Here is a 15146-nt window from a genome sequence, read left to right as displayed (position 1 = left end):
GGTGTAGGGACCCGGGCACCTGCGTGTCGGGGGGCCTGCGGCGGGAGCGTCCGGGAAGGATGGGGTCCGCGCATGGGGGAGAGTTCCGGAGCCCGGTTGCGGCTGGACATCGCCTACGACGGCACCGACTTCTCCGGTTGGGCCGAGCAGCCGGGTCGGCGCACCGTTCAGGGTGAGCTGCAGGCGGCGCTGAGCCGCGTACTGCGGCTCGATCGCGGCCAGGTGCGGCTGACGGTCGCCGGACGCACCGACGCGGGCGTGCACGCCCGCGGGCAGGTGGCCCATCTGGACGTTCCCGAAGCCGTGCGGGCCGCCGAGGGGCCTGAGCGGCTGCTGCGGCGGCTGGCGGGCGTGCTGCCGCCCGACGTGCGTGTGGGAGCCGTCAGCGCTGCGCCCGAGGGATTCGACGCGCGCTTTTCCGCGCTGTTCCGCCGCTACGTCTACCGGGTCAGCGACGCGCCCGGCGGGGTGGACCCGCTGCGGCGCCGCGAAGTGCTGTGGAACCGGCGGCCGCTCGACGTCGAGGCGATGAACCGGGCCGCCGACGGCCTGGTGGGCGAACACGACTTCGCGGCCTATTGCCGCAAGCGCGAGGGCGCGACCACCGTGCGCGAGCTGCTGCGCCTGGAGTGGCGCACCGAGGGCGAGCACCTCTATGCCGCGACGGTCGAGGCCGACGCCTTCTGCCACAACATGGTGCGTGCGCTGGTCGGCGCGATGCTGGCGGTGGGCGAGGGCCGCCGTGCCGAGGACTGGCCCGCGCGGGTGCTCGGCGCCGGGGTGCGCGACTCCGCTGTGCACGTCGTCGCCCCGCACGGCTTGACGCTGGAGGAGGTGGGCTACCCGCCGCCGGAGGAATCGGCGGCACGGGCGGCCGCCAGCCGCAGGGTCCGCACGCTGTCCGTCCCGCCGCGGGAGTGAGCGTCCGGGCGGTGCGTTCCGCTCCGCCCGTGTCGCGTCGGCGCCGGTGAGGGCGCAGCCGGCCGAAGAGCCGGACATGAACGGGCTCCGACACCCGCCGCGGGTGTCGGAGCCCGTTCATGTCCGGCGGCCCGCGTCAGACGGTGCCGCCCAGCGATTCCAGCGGGACGTCCAGGAAGTCCTCGCTGACCTCGGCCATCCCGTCGGCGCGGTCGTCGTTGACGCGGCCGTCACTGGACGCGGACAGCGAGAAGACCTGGTAAGGGCCCCAACGAGCCCCCGATCCGTGGCCGCCGGCGACGTCCATGCGCTCGGCGCCGCTGCCGTCCTCGCCCTGCAGGCCGGCGAACCACTTCGACGAGCCGAGGTCCTGCTCGCGCTCGGCCGCCTGGGCCTCTTCGGGGCTGCCCATGGCGGCGATGCCGACCGTCACGGCAGTCGACGCGTCCTCGGCGACGTAGGTGGCCCGCACGATCTGCACGCAGCTGTTCTCGGCCAGCACCTCGCCGAATCCGCCGTGGGCGGCGGTCGGGCACTCGTCGGTGTCGTCGGTGGTGCTGAGGCTGTAGGACTGTCCGGCGACGTCGACGGTGTCGGGGAACAGGTCGCCGGTTTCGAGATCGGCGGGCGTGTCCGGCACCTCCCCGGCGGCCAGGTCGGCGTCGGATCCGGCCCCGCTGGTCGCGACGAAGAACGCGGCGCCGCCGCCGAGGGCCAGGACAGCGACGAAGCCCGCCACGAGCAGGACCGTGTTGGTGGGCAGGAGACTGCGGTCCCGGCCCCCGTACCCGTCGTCGATCTCGGACAGGTCGATTTCGGCGGTGCTGTGCCCGTCCGAGCCCGCGGGGGAGTCGCCGCGGAACATGGGCCGGCCTCCGAACTCGTCGCCGGCCCGGTTGGCGGACGCGGCGCCGTCGCCGGAGACCGCGTTCATGTTCTGGGTGGAGGCGCCGGAGTCCGCGGGGAACAGCGGTTCGTCCTCCACGCCTTCGGGAGTGGGGCTGCCGGGGGTCATCACCCGGCCCTGTATGGGTTGGTCGGGTGAGGGCGGCTGCGGTCCGCCGGGCGGTCCGTGCGGCGGCGGGGGCTGCCCGCCGCCGGGGCCGCCCGGCGGAGTCTGCCCCTGGGGCGGCTGCTGCGGCCGACCCGGCCCGGCCCCGGGAGGCCGGTTGCCGTCGGGGGCGCCCGCTCCAGGGGGAGGCTGGGGGGGCTGCTGGGGGCTGGGTGTCGGGCCGAGGGCCGACGGCCCGGGAGGAGGGCCTTGCGCCGGCGGCGGTCCGCCCGGGGGCTGGTGGGGAGGGGCGGGGTGCGGCGCCTGGGGCGCGCCCGGCTGGGGCGTGCCGCCGGGCGCGCCGTAGCCGCCCGATGGCGGAGGCTGCTGCGGCTGGCCGGGCTGGCCGGGCTGGCCGGGCTGGCCGGGCTGGCCGGGCTGGCCGGGCTGGGGCGGGCCGTGCGGTGCGCTGCCGGGCTGCGGGGCCGGCGCCTGGGCCGGTCCGCTCCCGGGACGGTGCTGCGGGGGCTGCTGCCACTGATGCTGCGGGCCGGGACCCGCCGCGCCCGGAGGCTGCTGGCCGCCCGACGATTGGTGCGGCCCCGGGGGAGCTGCGCCGGCGGGAGGCTGTCCCGGGGCTCCGGGGTGCGGCCGGCCCGGCTGGGGAGGCTGGGTCGGCCCTCCTGCCGGCGGCTGGCCGGGTTGGCCGGGTTGGCCCCCCGGCCCGGTCGGGCCCGGGGGCTGCGGCGCTTGGTAGGGCTGCGGTCCGCCGGCGGGGGCGTGCGGCGGATGGGGCTGCTGCGGTCCCGACGGCGCCGGCTGCCGTGCGCCGGTGCCCGGAGGCACGGGCGGCTGCCCGCCGGAGGGGTGCTGGGGCTGCTGCGGGTGTTGGCCGGTCCGGGCGGCGGGATCCTGGGGGCCGGAAGGGCCGACCGGAGGCGTCGGAGGGGCGGCGCCGCCGGGCGCGCCCGGCGGCGGCCCGGGAGGGGAGCCGGCCGAGGGGTGCGGGCTCGGGGGGCCCGGCTCGGGTGCCGCGCCGCTGAGGAGGTCGCCGCCGTCCGCCGGGGCGGCCGGGTAGGGCTGGTGCGGCCCGGAGGACGCGGCGGAGTGCTCAGCGGAGTCCGGTGGTGTGGCCGGGTTCCGCGGATCGGGGCGTCCGTCGGGGGCGCCGGGGCCGTCGTTGGGATCATTGGGGTGCGATGCGATGGCGGTACTCCGAAGACTGTCCTGGGGGAGGCGGATGGGGTCGGGGGCGGGCGCCCGACGTCTCGCGGTGCCCGGCGGGACGGCGGTCGCGGTCGCAGGCTCCCTGCCGGTCTGGCCGGCGTCGGCTGGTCGGCGGCGGGTCACCGCTACGGGGCCGCCGGCTCTTCCGCCGCTCCTATCGGCGGTTCCGGGTGGCTGCCGCGACGGAGCGGCGGCGGGCGCTGTGCGCGTCGCGCTCGGCCGGTCGTATCGACGGTGCGGGCCCGAGGATAACGCTTCGGCGTCCGGGCACGCCGTGCCGCGGCCCCGCTAGGAGGCCTCGGCGGCCTGCGCGGGCCCGGGCCGCCGCAGGCCCGTCGCGGGAGGCGAGGAGGCCGGATGCCGGTGGCACGGACAAAGCACTCGCCGGACAAGGCATAATGGAAGGCGGAGTATTCACATGTCGCCGTGCTGCTGCGGGTCTGTGCATGACTCGGCAGTGTAGGATCAACGGCCGTTTTGACCGGCAGTGCATTCGGGCGATAGTATATTCTGCTGTTCGTGCGTTGAGTTGCCGTGGGCACCCATATGCTCTATCCGTGGGCGCCGGTGACGCATCCTCCGCACTCATCCGGCGGCCGCTCGCCCTTCGACGGGCGCGGCAGCCTACCAGTAATCGAGTTCTCCATCTCCGTCCGCGGGGATGGGCCCCGCCGACTGAGACGAAGGCTTACGATCGTGCGCACATACAGCCCTAAGCCCAGCGATGTCCAGCGTCAGTGGCACGTCATCGACGCCAGCGATGTCGTGCTGGGGCGGCTGGCCAGCCACGTTGCCACTCTGCTCCGAGGCAAGCACAAGACCTACTACGCGCCCCACATCGACACCGGCGACTTCGTGATCGTGGTCAACGCCGGCAAGGTGGCGCTGACCGGTAACAAGCTGCAGCAGAAGCGCGCCTACCGGCACTCCGGCTACCCCGGCGGCATGCGCTCGGTCGCCTACAGCGAGCTCCTTGAGAAGCAGCCGGAGCGGGCCATCGAGAAGGCGGTCAAGGGCATGCTGCCGAAGGGGACCCTGGGCCGTCAGATGTCCAAGAAGCTCAAGGTCTACGCCGGCGCGGAGCACCCGCACCAGGCGCAGCAGCCGGTGCCCTACGAGTTGAAGAAGATCGATCAGCCCGCCTAGGCGTTCGCGAGACTGAAGGAAGTACGAGGAGAACCGTGGTCGAGCCGACCGGTATCGAAGACGTCGCAACTCAGGACATCGAGGGAAATCCCGAGGACTTCCCCGCTGAGTACACCAGCGAGACCCCCGAGGCTGCCGCCGCCGGGTACGTCCCGACCGCCTCCGGCCCGGGTGCCGGCACCGGCCGGCGCAAGCAGGCGATCGCGCGCGTTCGCATCACGCCCGGCGCGGGTGAGTGGAAGGTCAACGGCAAGCCGTTGGAGGACTACTTCCCCGACAAGGTGCACCAGCAGGTCATCAAGGAGCCGCTGGTCTCGCTCGGCTTCGACGGTGCCTACGACATCTTCGCGCGGCTCAACGGCGGCGGCCCCAGCGGCCAGGCCGGCGCGCTGCGTCACGGACTCGCCCGTGCGCTCGCCGGACTGGACACCGAGAACAACCGCCCCGTGCTGAAGAAGGGCGGCTTCCTCACCCGCGACGACCGCGAGGTCGAGCGGAAGAAGGCCGGCCTGAAGAAGGCCCGCAAGGCTCCGCAGTACTCCAAGCGCTAAGCGCTCTTCCGCGGTGCCGCCGGCCACGGTCGGCGCATCCGGGCACGGCCCGCCTTTCCTCCCGGCCTCCGGGAGGTCTGAGCGGGCCGTACGTCTTTCTGCCGGTTCCATCCCCATTCGGTGCATGCGTACGGGAATCTCGGCCGACCGCGCTTCGCGTCCCCCGTTCCGCGGGCGCAGGCCGCCCCCGCTGCAGCAGACCGCGGCCCCGTTCCGGATGCGACCGGTATCGCAACTACCCACGAAGGGGCGATTGGTTCGTGACTCGGCTATTCGGTACCGATGGAGTACGCGGGGTCGCGGGGCGCGACCTCACCGCCGCATTCGCGCTGGAGCTGTCCGTCGCGGCCGCACGGGTGCTGCCCGGCGGGCACGGCGGCCGCCCGCGCCCCAAAGCGGTCGTGGGGCGCGATCCCCGGGCCTCGGGCGAGTTCCTTGAGGCGGCCGTCGTCGCGGGGCTCGCCGGCGCCGGTGTGGACGTCGTCCGGTTGGGCGTGCTGCCCACCCCGGCCGTCGCCTATCTCACCGCCGAGCTGGAGGCCGACTTCGGTGTGATGCTCTCCGCGAGCCACAACGCGGCTCCCGACAACGGCATCAAGTTCTTCGGGCGCGGCGGACAGAAGCTCCCCGACGCCGTCGAGGACGACATCGAAGCCGCGCTCAAGGAACCGGCCGAGGGGGCCGTGGGCGCCGCGGTCGGCCGGGTCTGCGACGCCGTCGACGACAGCGCCGAGCGCTACATCCGGCACGTGGTCGGCACGGTCCCGCACCGGCTGGACGGCCTGCGCGTCGTGGTGGACTGCGCCGAGGGCGCCGCCGCCGCTGTCGCCCCCGAGGCGCTGCGGCGCGCGGGTGCCGAGGTCGTCGCCATCCACGACGCCCCGGACGGGCTGAACATCAACGAGGGGTGCGGATCGACCCACCTGGACGCGCTGCGCGCGGCGGTCCGCGAGCACGGTGCCGACGTCGGTATCGCCCACGACGGCGACGCCGACCGCTGCCTGGCGGTGGCCGCCGACGGCTCGGTGATCGACGGAGACCAGATCATGGGCATCCTCGCGCTCGAATTGCACGAGGCGGGCCGACTGGCCGAGAACACCCTGGTGGTCACGGTCATGTCCAACCTGGGGTTGAAGCTCGCCATGCGCGCGGCCGGGATCACCGTGGTCGAGACCCCGGTCGGCGACCGGTACGTGCTGGAGACCATCCGCGAGGGCGGGTACTCCCTGGGCGGCGAGCAGTCCGGCCACGTGGTCATCACCGACCACGCCACCACCGGCGACGGCCTGCTGACCGCGCTGCACCTGCTGGGCGCGGTGAGCCGGCGCGGCTCGGCGCTCGACGAGATGGCTACGGTGATGACCCGGTTGCCGCAGGTGCTGATCAACGTGCGCGGTGTGGACAAGGCCCGGGCGAAGTCCTCGGCGGCGCTGGCCGACGCGGTGACCGCCGCCGAGAGCGAGCTCGGCGAAACCGGCCGTGTGCTGATCCGCCCCAGCGGGACGGAGCCGATGGTGCGCATCATGGTCGAGGCCGCCGCCGAACCCCACGCCCGCGAGGTCGCCGAGCGCCTGGCCACCGTGGTACGCGAAGACCTGGTGGCCGGCTAGGACGTCAGCCGGCGGCCGGGTCCGGTCCTCCGGACCCGGCCGCAGCGGTGCCGGGCGCGGTGTCGTGGGCGCCCACCGGGACCACCAGCGGGGTCGCTGAAACGGGATCCGGGACGACCGCGCACCGCAACCCGAACACCTCGGCGAGCAGGTCGGGAGTCAGGACCTCGTCCGCCGGTCCGGTGGCCCGCACCGCCCCTCGGTGCATCGCGACGAGGCGGTGGGAGTAGCGGGCGGCGAGGTTGAGGTCGTGCAGCACCATGACGACGGTGCGCCCGTGGCGCTCGTTGAGCTCGCGCACCAGGTCGAGCACCTCGATCTGGTGCGCGAGGTCGAGGAAGGTCGTGGGTTCGTCCAGCAGGAGCAGGTCCGTCTCCTGGGCCAGGGCCATGGAGATCCACGCGCGCTGGCGCTGTCCGCCGGACAGCTGGTCCAGGGTGCGCTCGGCGCAGTCCAGCATTCCCGTCAGCTCCAGCGCGCGGGAGACTGCAGCGCGGTCGGAGGAGGACCACTGCCGGTACCACGTCTGGTGCGGGTGCCGGCCGCGTGCCACCAGGTCGGCCACCGCCAGTCCGGGCGGCGCCTGCGGCGACTGCGGCAGGACCGCGACGGTGCGGGCGACTTCGCGCGGAGGCACCGACCGGATCGGGCGGCCGTCCAGCACGATCCGGCCCGCCCCCGGCCGCAGCAGCCGCCCCAGCGCCCGCAGGAGGGTGGATTTCCCGCAGCCGTTGGGGCCGATGATGGCGGTGACCTCGCGGTCGGCGACGCTGAAGTCCAGGTGGCGGGAGACGACGGTGTCGCCGTAGCCCAGTGTGACCCCCTCGGCGCGCAGCCGCGCGGACTCGGCGGGGGCGGCGGGGTCGGGGTTCACAGTCGGGCCTCCCGGTGGCGAAGGACGATGAGGTACATCAGGTAGGGCGCGCCCAGCACGGCGGTGAACACGCCGACGGGGAGCTGCAGGGGGGCGAACAGCCCGGCCGCGAGCTGGTCGGCGACCAGAGTGAGCGCGGCCCCCATCAGAGTCGCGGTGAACAGCGGCGGTTGTGCGCACCGGCACAGCCGCATGGCGATCTGCGGGGCGGCCAGGGCGACGAAGTTGATGGGGCCGGCCGCCGATGTGGCCACGCACACGAGCAGCGCGGACAACAGCAGCAGCACCAGCCGCGCGGCGTCCACCCGCACACCCAGGCCGCGGGCGGCGTCGTCGCCCAGACCCAGCGCCCCCAGCGCACGGCCGACGCCCAAGGTGAGGGGGATCACCGCAGCCAGTGCGACGGCGGCGGCGCCGGCGCGGTCCCAGTCGGCGGCGTGCAGGCTGCCGGTGACCCACGTCTGAGCCCGTGCGGCGCTCTGCAGGTCGGTCCAGGTCATGATCCAGTAGACGAGGTTCGCGCACGTCAGCGAGACCGCGACGCCGACCAGCAGCAACCGGTTGCTGTGCACGCCCGATCGCCAGGACAGCCCGAACACCGCAGCGGTCGCGGCGAGCCCGCCGACGATCGCGCCCGCGGGTACGCCGAACTGGGCCGCGATTCCGCTCACGCCGCCGGCGCTGCCGCCGAACACGATCACGGTGACGGCGCCGATCGCCGCGCCCCAGCCGATGCCCAGGGTGTCGGGGCTGGCCAGCGGGTTGCGGGCCAGGGATTGCAGGATGGCGCCGGAGAGCCCCAGTGCCGCGCCGACCAGCGCGCCGGTCGCCGCGCGCGGCATGCGCAGCTCCAGGACGATGAAGCGTTGGCCGGGGTCGCCCCCGCCGAGCAGCACCGCCGCCGCGTCGGCCAGGCCCACGTCGGCGGTGTCGAAGGCGGCGAGCGCCCGCAGGAACGCGGCCGCCAGCAGCGCGGCCACCGCCAGGCACACGAGCGCGGTCCGGGGGCGCCAGGTCCATGCCGCCGGGCCGATGTGCGCAACGGGGCGGTTCAGGGCGGCGCCCGGATCCGCGTGCGGCGAGGGGGAGGTGCGGGGGGAGGCGGGGGCGCTCACAGCTCGATCAGCCTCCTTCGGCGGGCGAGTGCGACGAAGAAGGGGCCGCCCAGCACGGCGAGTACGATGCCCGCCTCGACTTCGCCGGAGCCGCGGACGACGCGTCCGGCGACGTCGGCGGCGAGGACGAGCGCGGCGCCGCACAGCGCCGCGTAGGGCACGAGCCAGCGGTGGTCGGGGCCGGTGACGGCGCGTGCGGCGTGCGGGGCGACCAGGCCGACGAACCCGATCGGCCCGGCCGCGGCTACGGCGCCGCCGGCGAGCAGCGCGATCGCCGCGACGCCGGACGCGCGCACCAGCCGCACCCGGTGCCCGAGGGAGGCGGCGACGTCGTCGCCCAGCGCCAGGGCGTTCATGCCGCGGGAACCGGCCAGGGCCAGCACCAGTCCGGCGGCGACGAAGGGCAGGACCTGGGCGGTCACTCCCTCGGGGCGGCCGCTGAGCGAGCCGATGCGCCAGAACCGGTAGACCTCCAGGCTGCTTTCGTCCAGCAGCACGACGGCCGAGGTGACGGCGCTGAGCATGGCGCTCATCGCGGCGCCGGCCAGCAGGAGGGTCACCGGTGTGGGGCCGCGCGATCCGCCGGAGGCGACGGCGAACACGGCGACGCTGGCGGCGAGGGCGCCGCCGATCGCGAACCAGACGTAGGTGGAGACGTCGGTGAGTCCGAGTAGGAAGATGCTCAGAACCACGGCGCACGCGGCACCGTAGGCCACTCCCAGCAGGCTCGGGTCGGCGATGGGGTTGCGGGTGTGGCTTTGCATGAGCACCCCGGCGACGCCCAGCGCGACGCCGACGACGGCGCCCAGCAGGGTGCGGGGAAGGCGCAGCGCGTGCACGATGGTGCTGGATTCGTCGCCGTCGGGCGCGACCAGGCTGCTCCAGACGTCGGCGGGGGCGATGCTGCGGGAGCCGACTGCGATACTCAGCGCCGCGCACGCGGCCAGTACGGCCAGCAGCAGGCCGAGCCCGGCGAGCCGGCGCCGCAGGCGCGGTCCGGTGCCGAAGGAGGGGGCGGATTCCCCGGCGCCGCGCGGCGGAGCGGTCGCGCTCGTGGTCACAGCCGCTTCCCTCTCTTCGGTCGGTGCACCGGTAACCCCTGGACAAACCATCGCAAAACTCGCATACTCCCAGTTTCACGACATAGTCGTGCGTTAGGCAAGACGAACCTAATCTATCGTGAACAGCAAAGGGACCCTGATGGCGCCTACCGCCCGTCTGCGCACCCCCGCGCGGACGCTCGCCACCGCATCCGCGGCCGCCGTGGTGGCTCTGCTCACCGCCTGCGGCACGGACACCGGCGGAGCCGACGACGCCTCCGGAGATTCCGGCGGCTCCGGCGGCTTTCCGGCCACCGTCGAGCACGCCATGGGCGAGACGACGATCGAGTCCGCGCCCGAGTCCGTCGTCGTGCTCGACACCAGCTATCTCGACTCCGCGATCGGGCTGGAGATGGACGTGATCGGCCGCACCGCCTACTCCGACGGCGAGGGCCTGCGCGACTACCTCGGCGAGCAGGGCGGCACCTACGCCGGCGACGCCGAGACCGTGGGGACGCTGGAATCGCCCGACCTCGCCAAGATCGCCGAGCTGCAGCCCGACCTGATCCTCTCGGCGAAGGTCCGCCACGAAGAGGTCTACGACCAGCTCGCCGAGATCGCTCCGACGGTGTTCTCCGAGACCACCGGCGCCACCTGGAAGCAGAACCACCTCCTGGTCGGCGAGGCCGCGGGCAAGCGGGACACCGCCCGAAGCCAGATCGCCGACTTCGAGGAGCGCGCCGCGGACCTGGGTGCGGCCGTCGCCGAGGAGAACGGCGGGCAGGCGCCGACCATGACGCTGGCCCGATTCGCCGGCGAGCCGACGGTGCGCCTGTACGGACCGGACTCCTTCCCCGGCATCGTCCAGCAGGACGTGGGCCTGCCGCGGCCCGACGACGCGCCCATGCCCGAGGAGGGCGGCATCGCCGCCAACCTGAGCCCGGAGCGGATTCTGGACCTGGACGCCGACCACATCATGGTCTCCACGTGGGACGACGGCACCGGAGAGTCCGCGGAGAAGGCCGAGCGGTTCACCGGGAATCCGCTGTGGGACCAGTTGGAGGGCGAGAAGCACACCGTCGCCGACGACGTGTGGCTGTCCTCGGTGAGCCTGCAGGGCGCCCACACCATGCTCGACGACATCGCCGGGGTTTTCGGAGTCGAGGCGCCGCGGTAGACGGGCACCGCAAGCCGGGGCCGCAGCGCCGACGGCCTTCCCGGTCCGGTCCGCGACGCCTCAAGGGCCGCGGACCGGACCGGGAAGGCCCGCGTGTGCGGGAACGGCCCGGTCGGCCTACTCGACTGTCACGCTCTTGGCGAGGTTGCGCGGCCGGTCCACGTCGTTGCCCTTGGCCAGCGCCAGCTCGCAGGCGAACACCTGCATCGGGATCGACGCGATGATCGGCTGCAGCAGGGTCGGCACCGACGGGATGCCGATCAGCTCGTCGGCGTAGGGCCGCACCGTCTCGTCCCCCTCTTCGGCGATGACGATGGTGCGGGCGCCGCGGGCGCGGATCTCCTGGATGTTGGAGACGATCTTGTCGTGCAGCACCCCGCGCCCCTCGCGGGAGGGCACCACCACGACCACCGGCAGGCCGTCCTCGATCAGCGCGATCGGACCGTGCTTGAGCTCGCCGGCCGCGAAGGCTTCGGCGTGCATGTAGGCCAGCTCCTTGAGCTTGAGCGCACCCTCCAGCGCCACGGGGTAGCCCACGTGGCGGCCGAGGAAGAGCACGGTCCCGGAGCCGGACAGCGAACGGGCGAGTTCGCGCACCGGCCCCACCGTGCCCAGCACCTCCTGGACCTGTTCGGGCATGCGGGCCAGCTGCCCGATGACGGCGTTGACCTCGTCGCCGAACTTGGTGTTGCGCACCTGGGCGAGATAGAGCCCGATCAGGTAGCAGGCCACCAGCTGGGTGAGGAACGTCTTGGTGGCCGCGACGCCCACCTCGGGACCGGCGTGGGTGTAGAGCACGCCGTCGGACTCGCGCGGGATCGTGGAGCCGTTGACGTTGCAGATGGCCAGTACGCGTGCGCGCTGCTCGCGGGCGTAGCGCACCGCCATCAGGGTGTCCATGCTCTCGCCCGACTGCGAGATCGCGATGACCATGGTCTGGCGGTTGAGGATGGGGTCGCGGTAGCGGAACTCGCTGGCGACCTCGACTTCGCAGGGGACGCGGCACCAGTGCTCGATCGCGTACTTGGCGATCAGCCCCGCGTGGTAGGAGGTGCCGCAGGCGATGATGACGATCTTCTCGATCTCGCGCAGTTCGGAGGGCGCCAGTCGCATCTCGTCGAGCGTGAGCGTCCCGTCGACCCCGACACGGCCCAGGAGCGTATCGGCCACGGCCTGCGGCTGCTCGACGATCTCCTTGAGCATGAAGTAGTCGTAGCCGCCCTTCTCGGCGGCCGAGGCGTCCCAGTCGACGTGGTATTCGCGCACCGGGGCGGGGTTCCCGTCGTAGTCGGTGACGTTCACCGAATCGCGGCGCAGCTCCACCACCTGGTCCTGGCCCAGCTCTACGGCGTGGCGGGTGTGGGCGATGAAGGCGGCCACGTCGCTGGCGAGGAAGTTCTCTCCGTCGCCGCGGCCCACGACCAGCGGCGAGTTGCGGCGGGCCGCGACCACCGTGTCGGGGTCGCCCGCATACGTCGCCACCAGCGTGAAGGTCCCGTCCAGTCGGCGGCAGACCGCGCGCATGGCCGCGGCCAGGTCCTCGTCGTGCTCCTTGACCTCTTCGCCGAGCAGGTGGGCGACCACCTCGGTGTCGGTTTCGGAGGTGAACTTGCAGTCGCGCTCCTCCAGTTCCAGGCGCAGCGCGGCGAAATTCTCGATGATGCCGTTGTGGATGACCGCCACCCGGTTGTCGTTGTCGACGTGGGGGTGGGCGTTGACGTCGTTGGGCGCGCCGTGGGTGGCCCAGCGGGTGTGCCCGATGCCGATGCCGTCGGCCGAACGCGGAGTCTCGGCCAGGGCCTCTTCCAGGTTGGTGAGCTTGCCGGCGCGCTTCTCGGTCTCCAACCGGCCCTCGGTCACGACGGCGACTCCCGCGGAGTCGTACCCGCGGTACTCCAACCTCTGGAGGCCGTCGCGCACCACCTCAAGCGCCGGTTGCGGCCCGACGTAGCCAACGATTCCGCACATGAGGGCCAGCGTAAGCGATGAGTCGCCCGAGACCGACCATCCACGCGCCATACCAATAGGCGTTTACGCAGGTAAGGGTATAGACCATTTGGTGACCTCGATAAGACCGCGCACGTCAGAGGGCCTGTCTGCACCCCGCGGGCCGCCGGCGGAGCGTCCGGTAGGCCCCAGAAGAATTTCCGCACATGTCCGATGCCGGACGCACCGGCCGTCCCGCGCCCCTCCCGCCGCGCGGGGCGGCCGGCGGATAAGCGGCGGACAAAGCTTTCCCCATCGGGGTGTTTCGCCGCCGTGTCCGCACGCGCCGGGCGGAGCGGCAGGCGCCAGTATCGGTCCCGTCGATGCAGCCGGATGCGACGGAGCAGGCCATGCCCAATGGAGCACAGCGGGGGCGAGGACGCGCAGCCCGGACGGCCGCCGCCCTGATCCTGGCCGGATGGCCGTTGAGCGGTGCCGCGGCAGCGGAGCAGCCGCCAAGCGCTCCGGCTGTATCCGAGGCCTCCGCTGAACCGGCTGCGGCCCCGGACTCCGCCGGCGGTCCGAGCGCCGCCGAGGGCGGCGCCTCCGCCCTGCCGGAGCGGGGCGCGCCGGAGGCGCCCGATGCGCAGGACGCGCCCCCGGGTACCGAGCCGCCGGATGAGGAGCAGGCAGCGCCCTCGGGCGCGGTGGAGGAGCCCGGCGCGGGCGCCTCGGGAGACGCATCGCCGGCCTCCGGCGCGGCGCCGGACGCGCCGGACCGGCACGAGGAGCCGGGCCCTGCGCGCGGCGCTCCGCAGCGGGCGGAACCGTCGCCCGGCCCCGCCGCGGAGCGCGAGCGGCAGCAGGCCACCGTCCTGGGCATCTCCAAGAGCGTCGCGCCGGACCCGATGATCATCGGCGGCGAAGCGACCTACACGATCACGGTCACCAACAGCGGCGACGAGGCGGCCGAGGACGTCACGGTGACCGACACGCTGGACGGCGACGTCGCGTTCGTCTCCGCACCGGACTGCACCGCTTCGGGGCAGGTGGTGACCTGCGGCGGGGACGGCACGACGATCGCGCCCGGAAGTTCAGCGACCTACGAGGTCACCGTGCGGGTCGATCCCGGGGTCTCCGACGGCACGAACATCACCAACACGGCCGCGGTCGACGCCTCGAACGCCCAAGGTGCCAAGACGCCGAACAACGCGCAGACGCAGACCATGACCGACGTGGAGATCACCAAGACCGGCGACCCGGCGACGGTGAATCCCGACGGCACCATCACCTACACGATCGTCGTCACCAACAACGGCCCGTCGGAGGCCGTCGACGTGTTCGTGCAGGATCCGACCGACGGCAATCTCACGGCGATCGACGGGGACGGACTGCCCGAGCAGTGCCCGCCCAGCGGTCTCACCGTCAGCTGCGACCTGGGCACGCTGCAACCGGATGAGACGGTCGAACTGGAGGTGACCGTCACGGTCGGTTCCGACGTCGCCGAGGGAACCGAGATCGTCAACTGCGCCACGGTCTACACCGGATCGCGGGAGACCGAGACCGGCAACAACCAGTCGTGCGACACCGCCGTCGTCGGACCGACCGCCGACGGGAAGGCCGACGTGGCCGTCGAGAAGGCGGGACCGGCGACGGTGAATCCGGACGGCACCATCACCTACACCGTCACGGTCGCCAACAACGGCGACGTGGCCGCCGAGAACGTTCAGGTCGAGGACACGATCGACACGGATCACGTCACGGTCGAGGCACGTCCCGACGCGTGCGACGTCGTCGAATCGTCGCTGGAGTGCTCGCTCGGCACCCTCGGACCGGGTGACTCCGTCGACCTCGCCGTCGTGCTGCACGTCGACGCCGACGAGCCTCCGGGAACGATCGTCAACAACTGTGCGGAGGCGCACACGTCGATATCGGAGACGACGGTGGAGAACAACGCCGCGTGCGTGAAGACCGAGGTCGAGGGCCCGGATCCGACGCTTCCGCCGGACCCGACGCTTCCGCCGGATCCCACGCTTCCGCCGGACCCGACGCTTCCGCCGGACCCGACGCTTCCGCCGGATCCCACGCTTCCGCCGGACCCGACGCCTACGCCGGATCCCACGCCTACGCCGGACCCGACGGGCAGTCCGTCTCCGAGCCCGGATCCGGACCCGAGCCCGACCGATGGCCCGACCCCCGATCCCACGGGCGGACCGACGGATGAACCTACGGGTGGGCCCGCGGACGGCTACGACGACGGCGGCGACGCCGGTGCGACGTTGCCCGTGACCGGTGCCGGCGCCGCTGCGCTCGGCGCGGTCGGGCTCCTGGCCGCCGGTTCCGGACTCGCCCTGCGGCGGGTCGGCAGGGACCGCGCCGCGACCAGCGGGGAGTAGCGGCCCCGCGATCGTCCGGTGGTGGTGCGGGGAAACGGCATCCCGCACCACCATCGGGCCCTGCACCGCGGGGATTCGACGCGTTCTCCAGGGGGAGCGCGCGTCCGGGCGGAAGGTCTCCTCTAGTGTGTGCTGCCGTGGCTTCGACGAAGAACGGCTTTTCAACGCCGTA

Annotated in this window: 11 protein-coding genes; 6 read left to right on the top strand and 5 right to left on the bottom strand. The window is 73.3% G+C overall.

Annotation, left to right across the window (positions count from 1 at the left end):
- Positions 1-72: 72 nt before the first annotated feature.
- A complete protein-coding gene (gene truA / locus HNR25_RS08075; protein WP_184634063.1) occupies positions 73-921 on the top strand; it encodes a tRNA pseudouridine(38-40) synthase TruA in 849 nt (282 codons plus the stop codon).
- 136 nt (positions 922-1057) lie between these two features.
- Here truA and HNR25_RS08070 read toward each other — a convergent pair whose 3' ends face one another.
- The gene (locus tag HNR25_RS08070; RefSeq protein WP_246463539.1) at positions 1058-1936 is read right to left on the bottom strand and encodes a hypothetical protein; all 879 of its coding nucleotides are present in this window, start codon (positions 1934-1936) and stop codon (positions 1058-1060) included.
- Between the two features lie 1899 nt (positions 1937-3835).
- On the opposite strand from HNR25_RS08070, the gene rplM reads away from it, so the two are divergent.
- The 3 genes from rplM (at position 3836) to glmM (ending at position 6446) form a co-directional block, all read left to right on the top strand.
- Positions 3836-4285 carry a 50S ribosomal protein L13 gene (gene rplM, locus HNR25_RS25760; RefSeq protein ID WP_184634062.1) on the top strand — a complete coding sequence of 150 codons (450 nt, stop codon included), beginning with the start codon at positions 3836-3838 and terminating at the stop codon, positions 4283-4285.
- Between the two features lie 35 nt (positions 4286-4320).
- On the top strand, positions 4321-4836 hold the full coding sequence (rpsI, locus tag HNR25_RS08060) for a 30S ribosomal protein S9 (RefSeq protein ID WP_184634061.1): 516 nt from the start codon (positions 4321-4323) through the stop codon (positions 4834-4836).
- Between the two features lie 260 nt (positions 4837-5096).
- The gene (glmM, locus tag HNR25_RS08055) at positions 5097-6446 is read left to right on the top strand and encodes a phosphoglucosamine mutase (protein ID WP_184634060.1); all 1350 of its coding nucleotides are present in this window, start codon (positions 5097-5099) and stop codon (positions 6444-6446) included.
- A gap of 4 nt (positions 6447-6450) precedes the next feature.
- Here the strand turns inward: glmM and HNR25_RS25315 are convergent, their stop codons facing one another.
- The 3 genes from HNR25_RS25315 to HNR25_RS08045 are packed head-to-tail and all read right to left on the bottom strand — an operon-like array spanning position 6451 to position 9496.
- The gene (locus HNR25_RS25315; protein WP_312862413.1) at positions 6451-7320 is read right to left on the bottom strand and encodes an ABC transporter ATP-binding protein; all 870 of its coding nucleotides are present in this window, start codon (positions 7318-7320) and stop codon (positions 6451-6453) included.
- Complete coding sequence (locus HNR25_RS25310; protein WP_312862412.1) at positions 7317-8435, bottom strand: FecCD family ABC transporter permease; 1119 nt, start codon at positions 8433-8435, stop codon at positions 7317-7319. The genes HNR25_RS25315 and HNR25_RS25310 overlap by 4 nt, the downstream gene beginning before the upstream one ends.
- Positions 8432-9496, bottom strand: a complete 1065-nt coding sequence (locus HNR25_RS08045; RefSeq protein ID WP_312862411.1) for a FecCD family ABC transporter permease — start codon at positions 9494-9496, stop codon at positions 8432-8434. Before HNR25_RS08045 ends, HNR25_RS25310 begins: the two co-directional genes overlap by 4 nt.
- A 118-nt stretch (positions 9497-9614) precedes the next feature.
- Between HNR25_RS08045 and HNR25_RS08040 the strand changes: the two genes are divergently transcribed.
- Positions 9615-10652, top strand: coding sequence for an ABC transporter substrate-binding protein (locus HNR25_RS08040; protein WP_312862410.1), 1038 nt, complete (start codon positions 9615-9617; stop codon positions 10650-10652).
- Positions 10653-10769: 117 nt separating this feature from the next.
- On the opposite strand, the gene glmS is transcribed toward HNR25_RS08040, so the two are convergent.
- Positions 10770-12620, bottom strand: a complete 1851-nt coding sequence (gene glmS / locus HNR25_RS08035; protein ID WP_184634058.1) for a glutamine--fructose-6-phosphate transaminase (isomerizing) — start codon at positions 12618-12620, stop codon at positions 10770-10772.
- A gap of 368 nt (positions 12621-12988) precedes the next feature.
- On the opposite strand from glmS, the gene HNR25_RS08030 reads away from it, so the two are divergent.
- Entirely contained in the window at positions 12989-14974 is a 1986-nt protein-coding gene (locus HNR25_RS08030; protein WP_184634057.1) for a COG1361 S-layer family protein, read from the top strand.
- Positions 14975-15146: the final 172 nt, after the last annotated feature.

It is taken from the genome of Streptomonospora salina, from assembly GCF_014204715.1.
In the GTDB taxonomy this organism is placed as follows: domain Bacteria; phylum Actinomycetota; class Actinomycetes; order Streptosporangiales; family Streptosporangiaceae; genus Streptomonospora; species Streptomonospora salina.
This window is presented reverse-complemented; position numbering and strand designations above follow the sequence as displayed.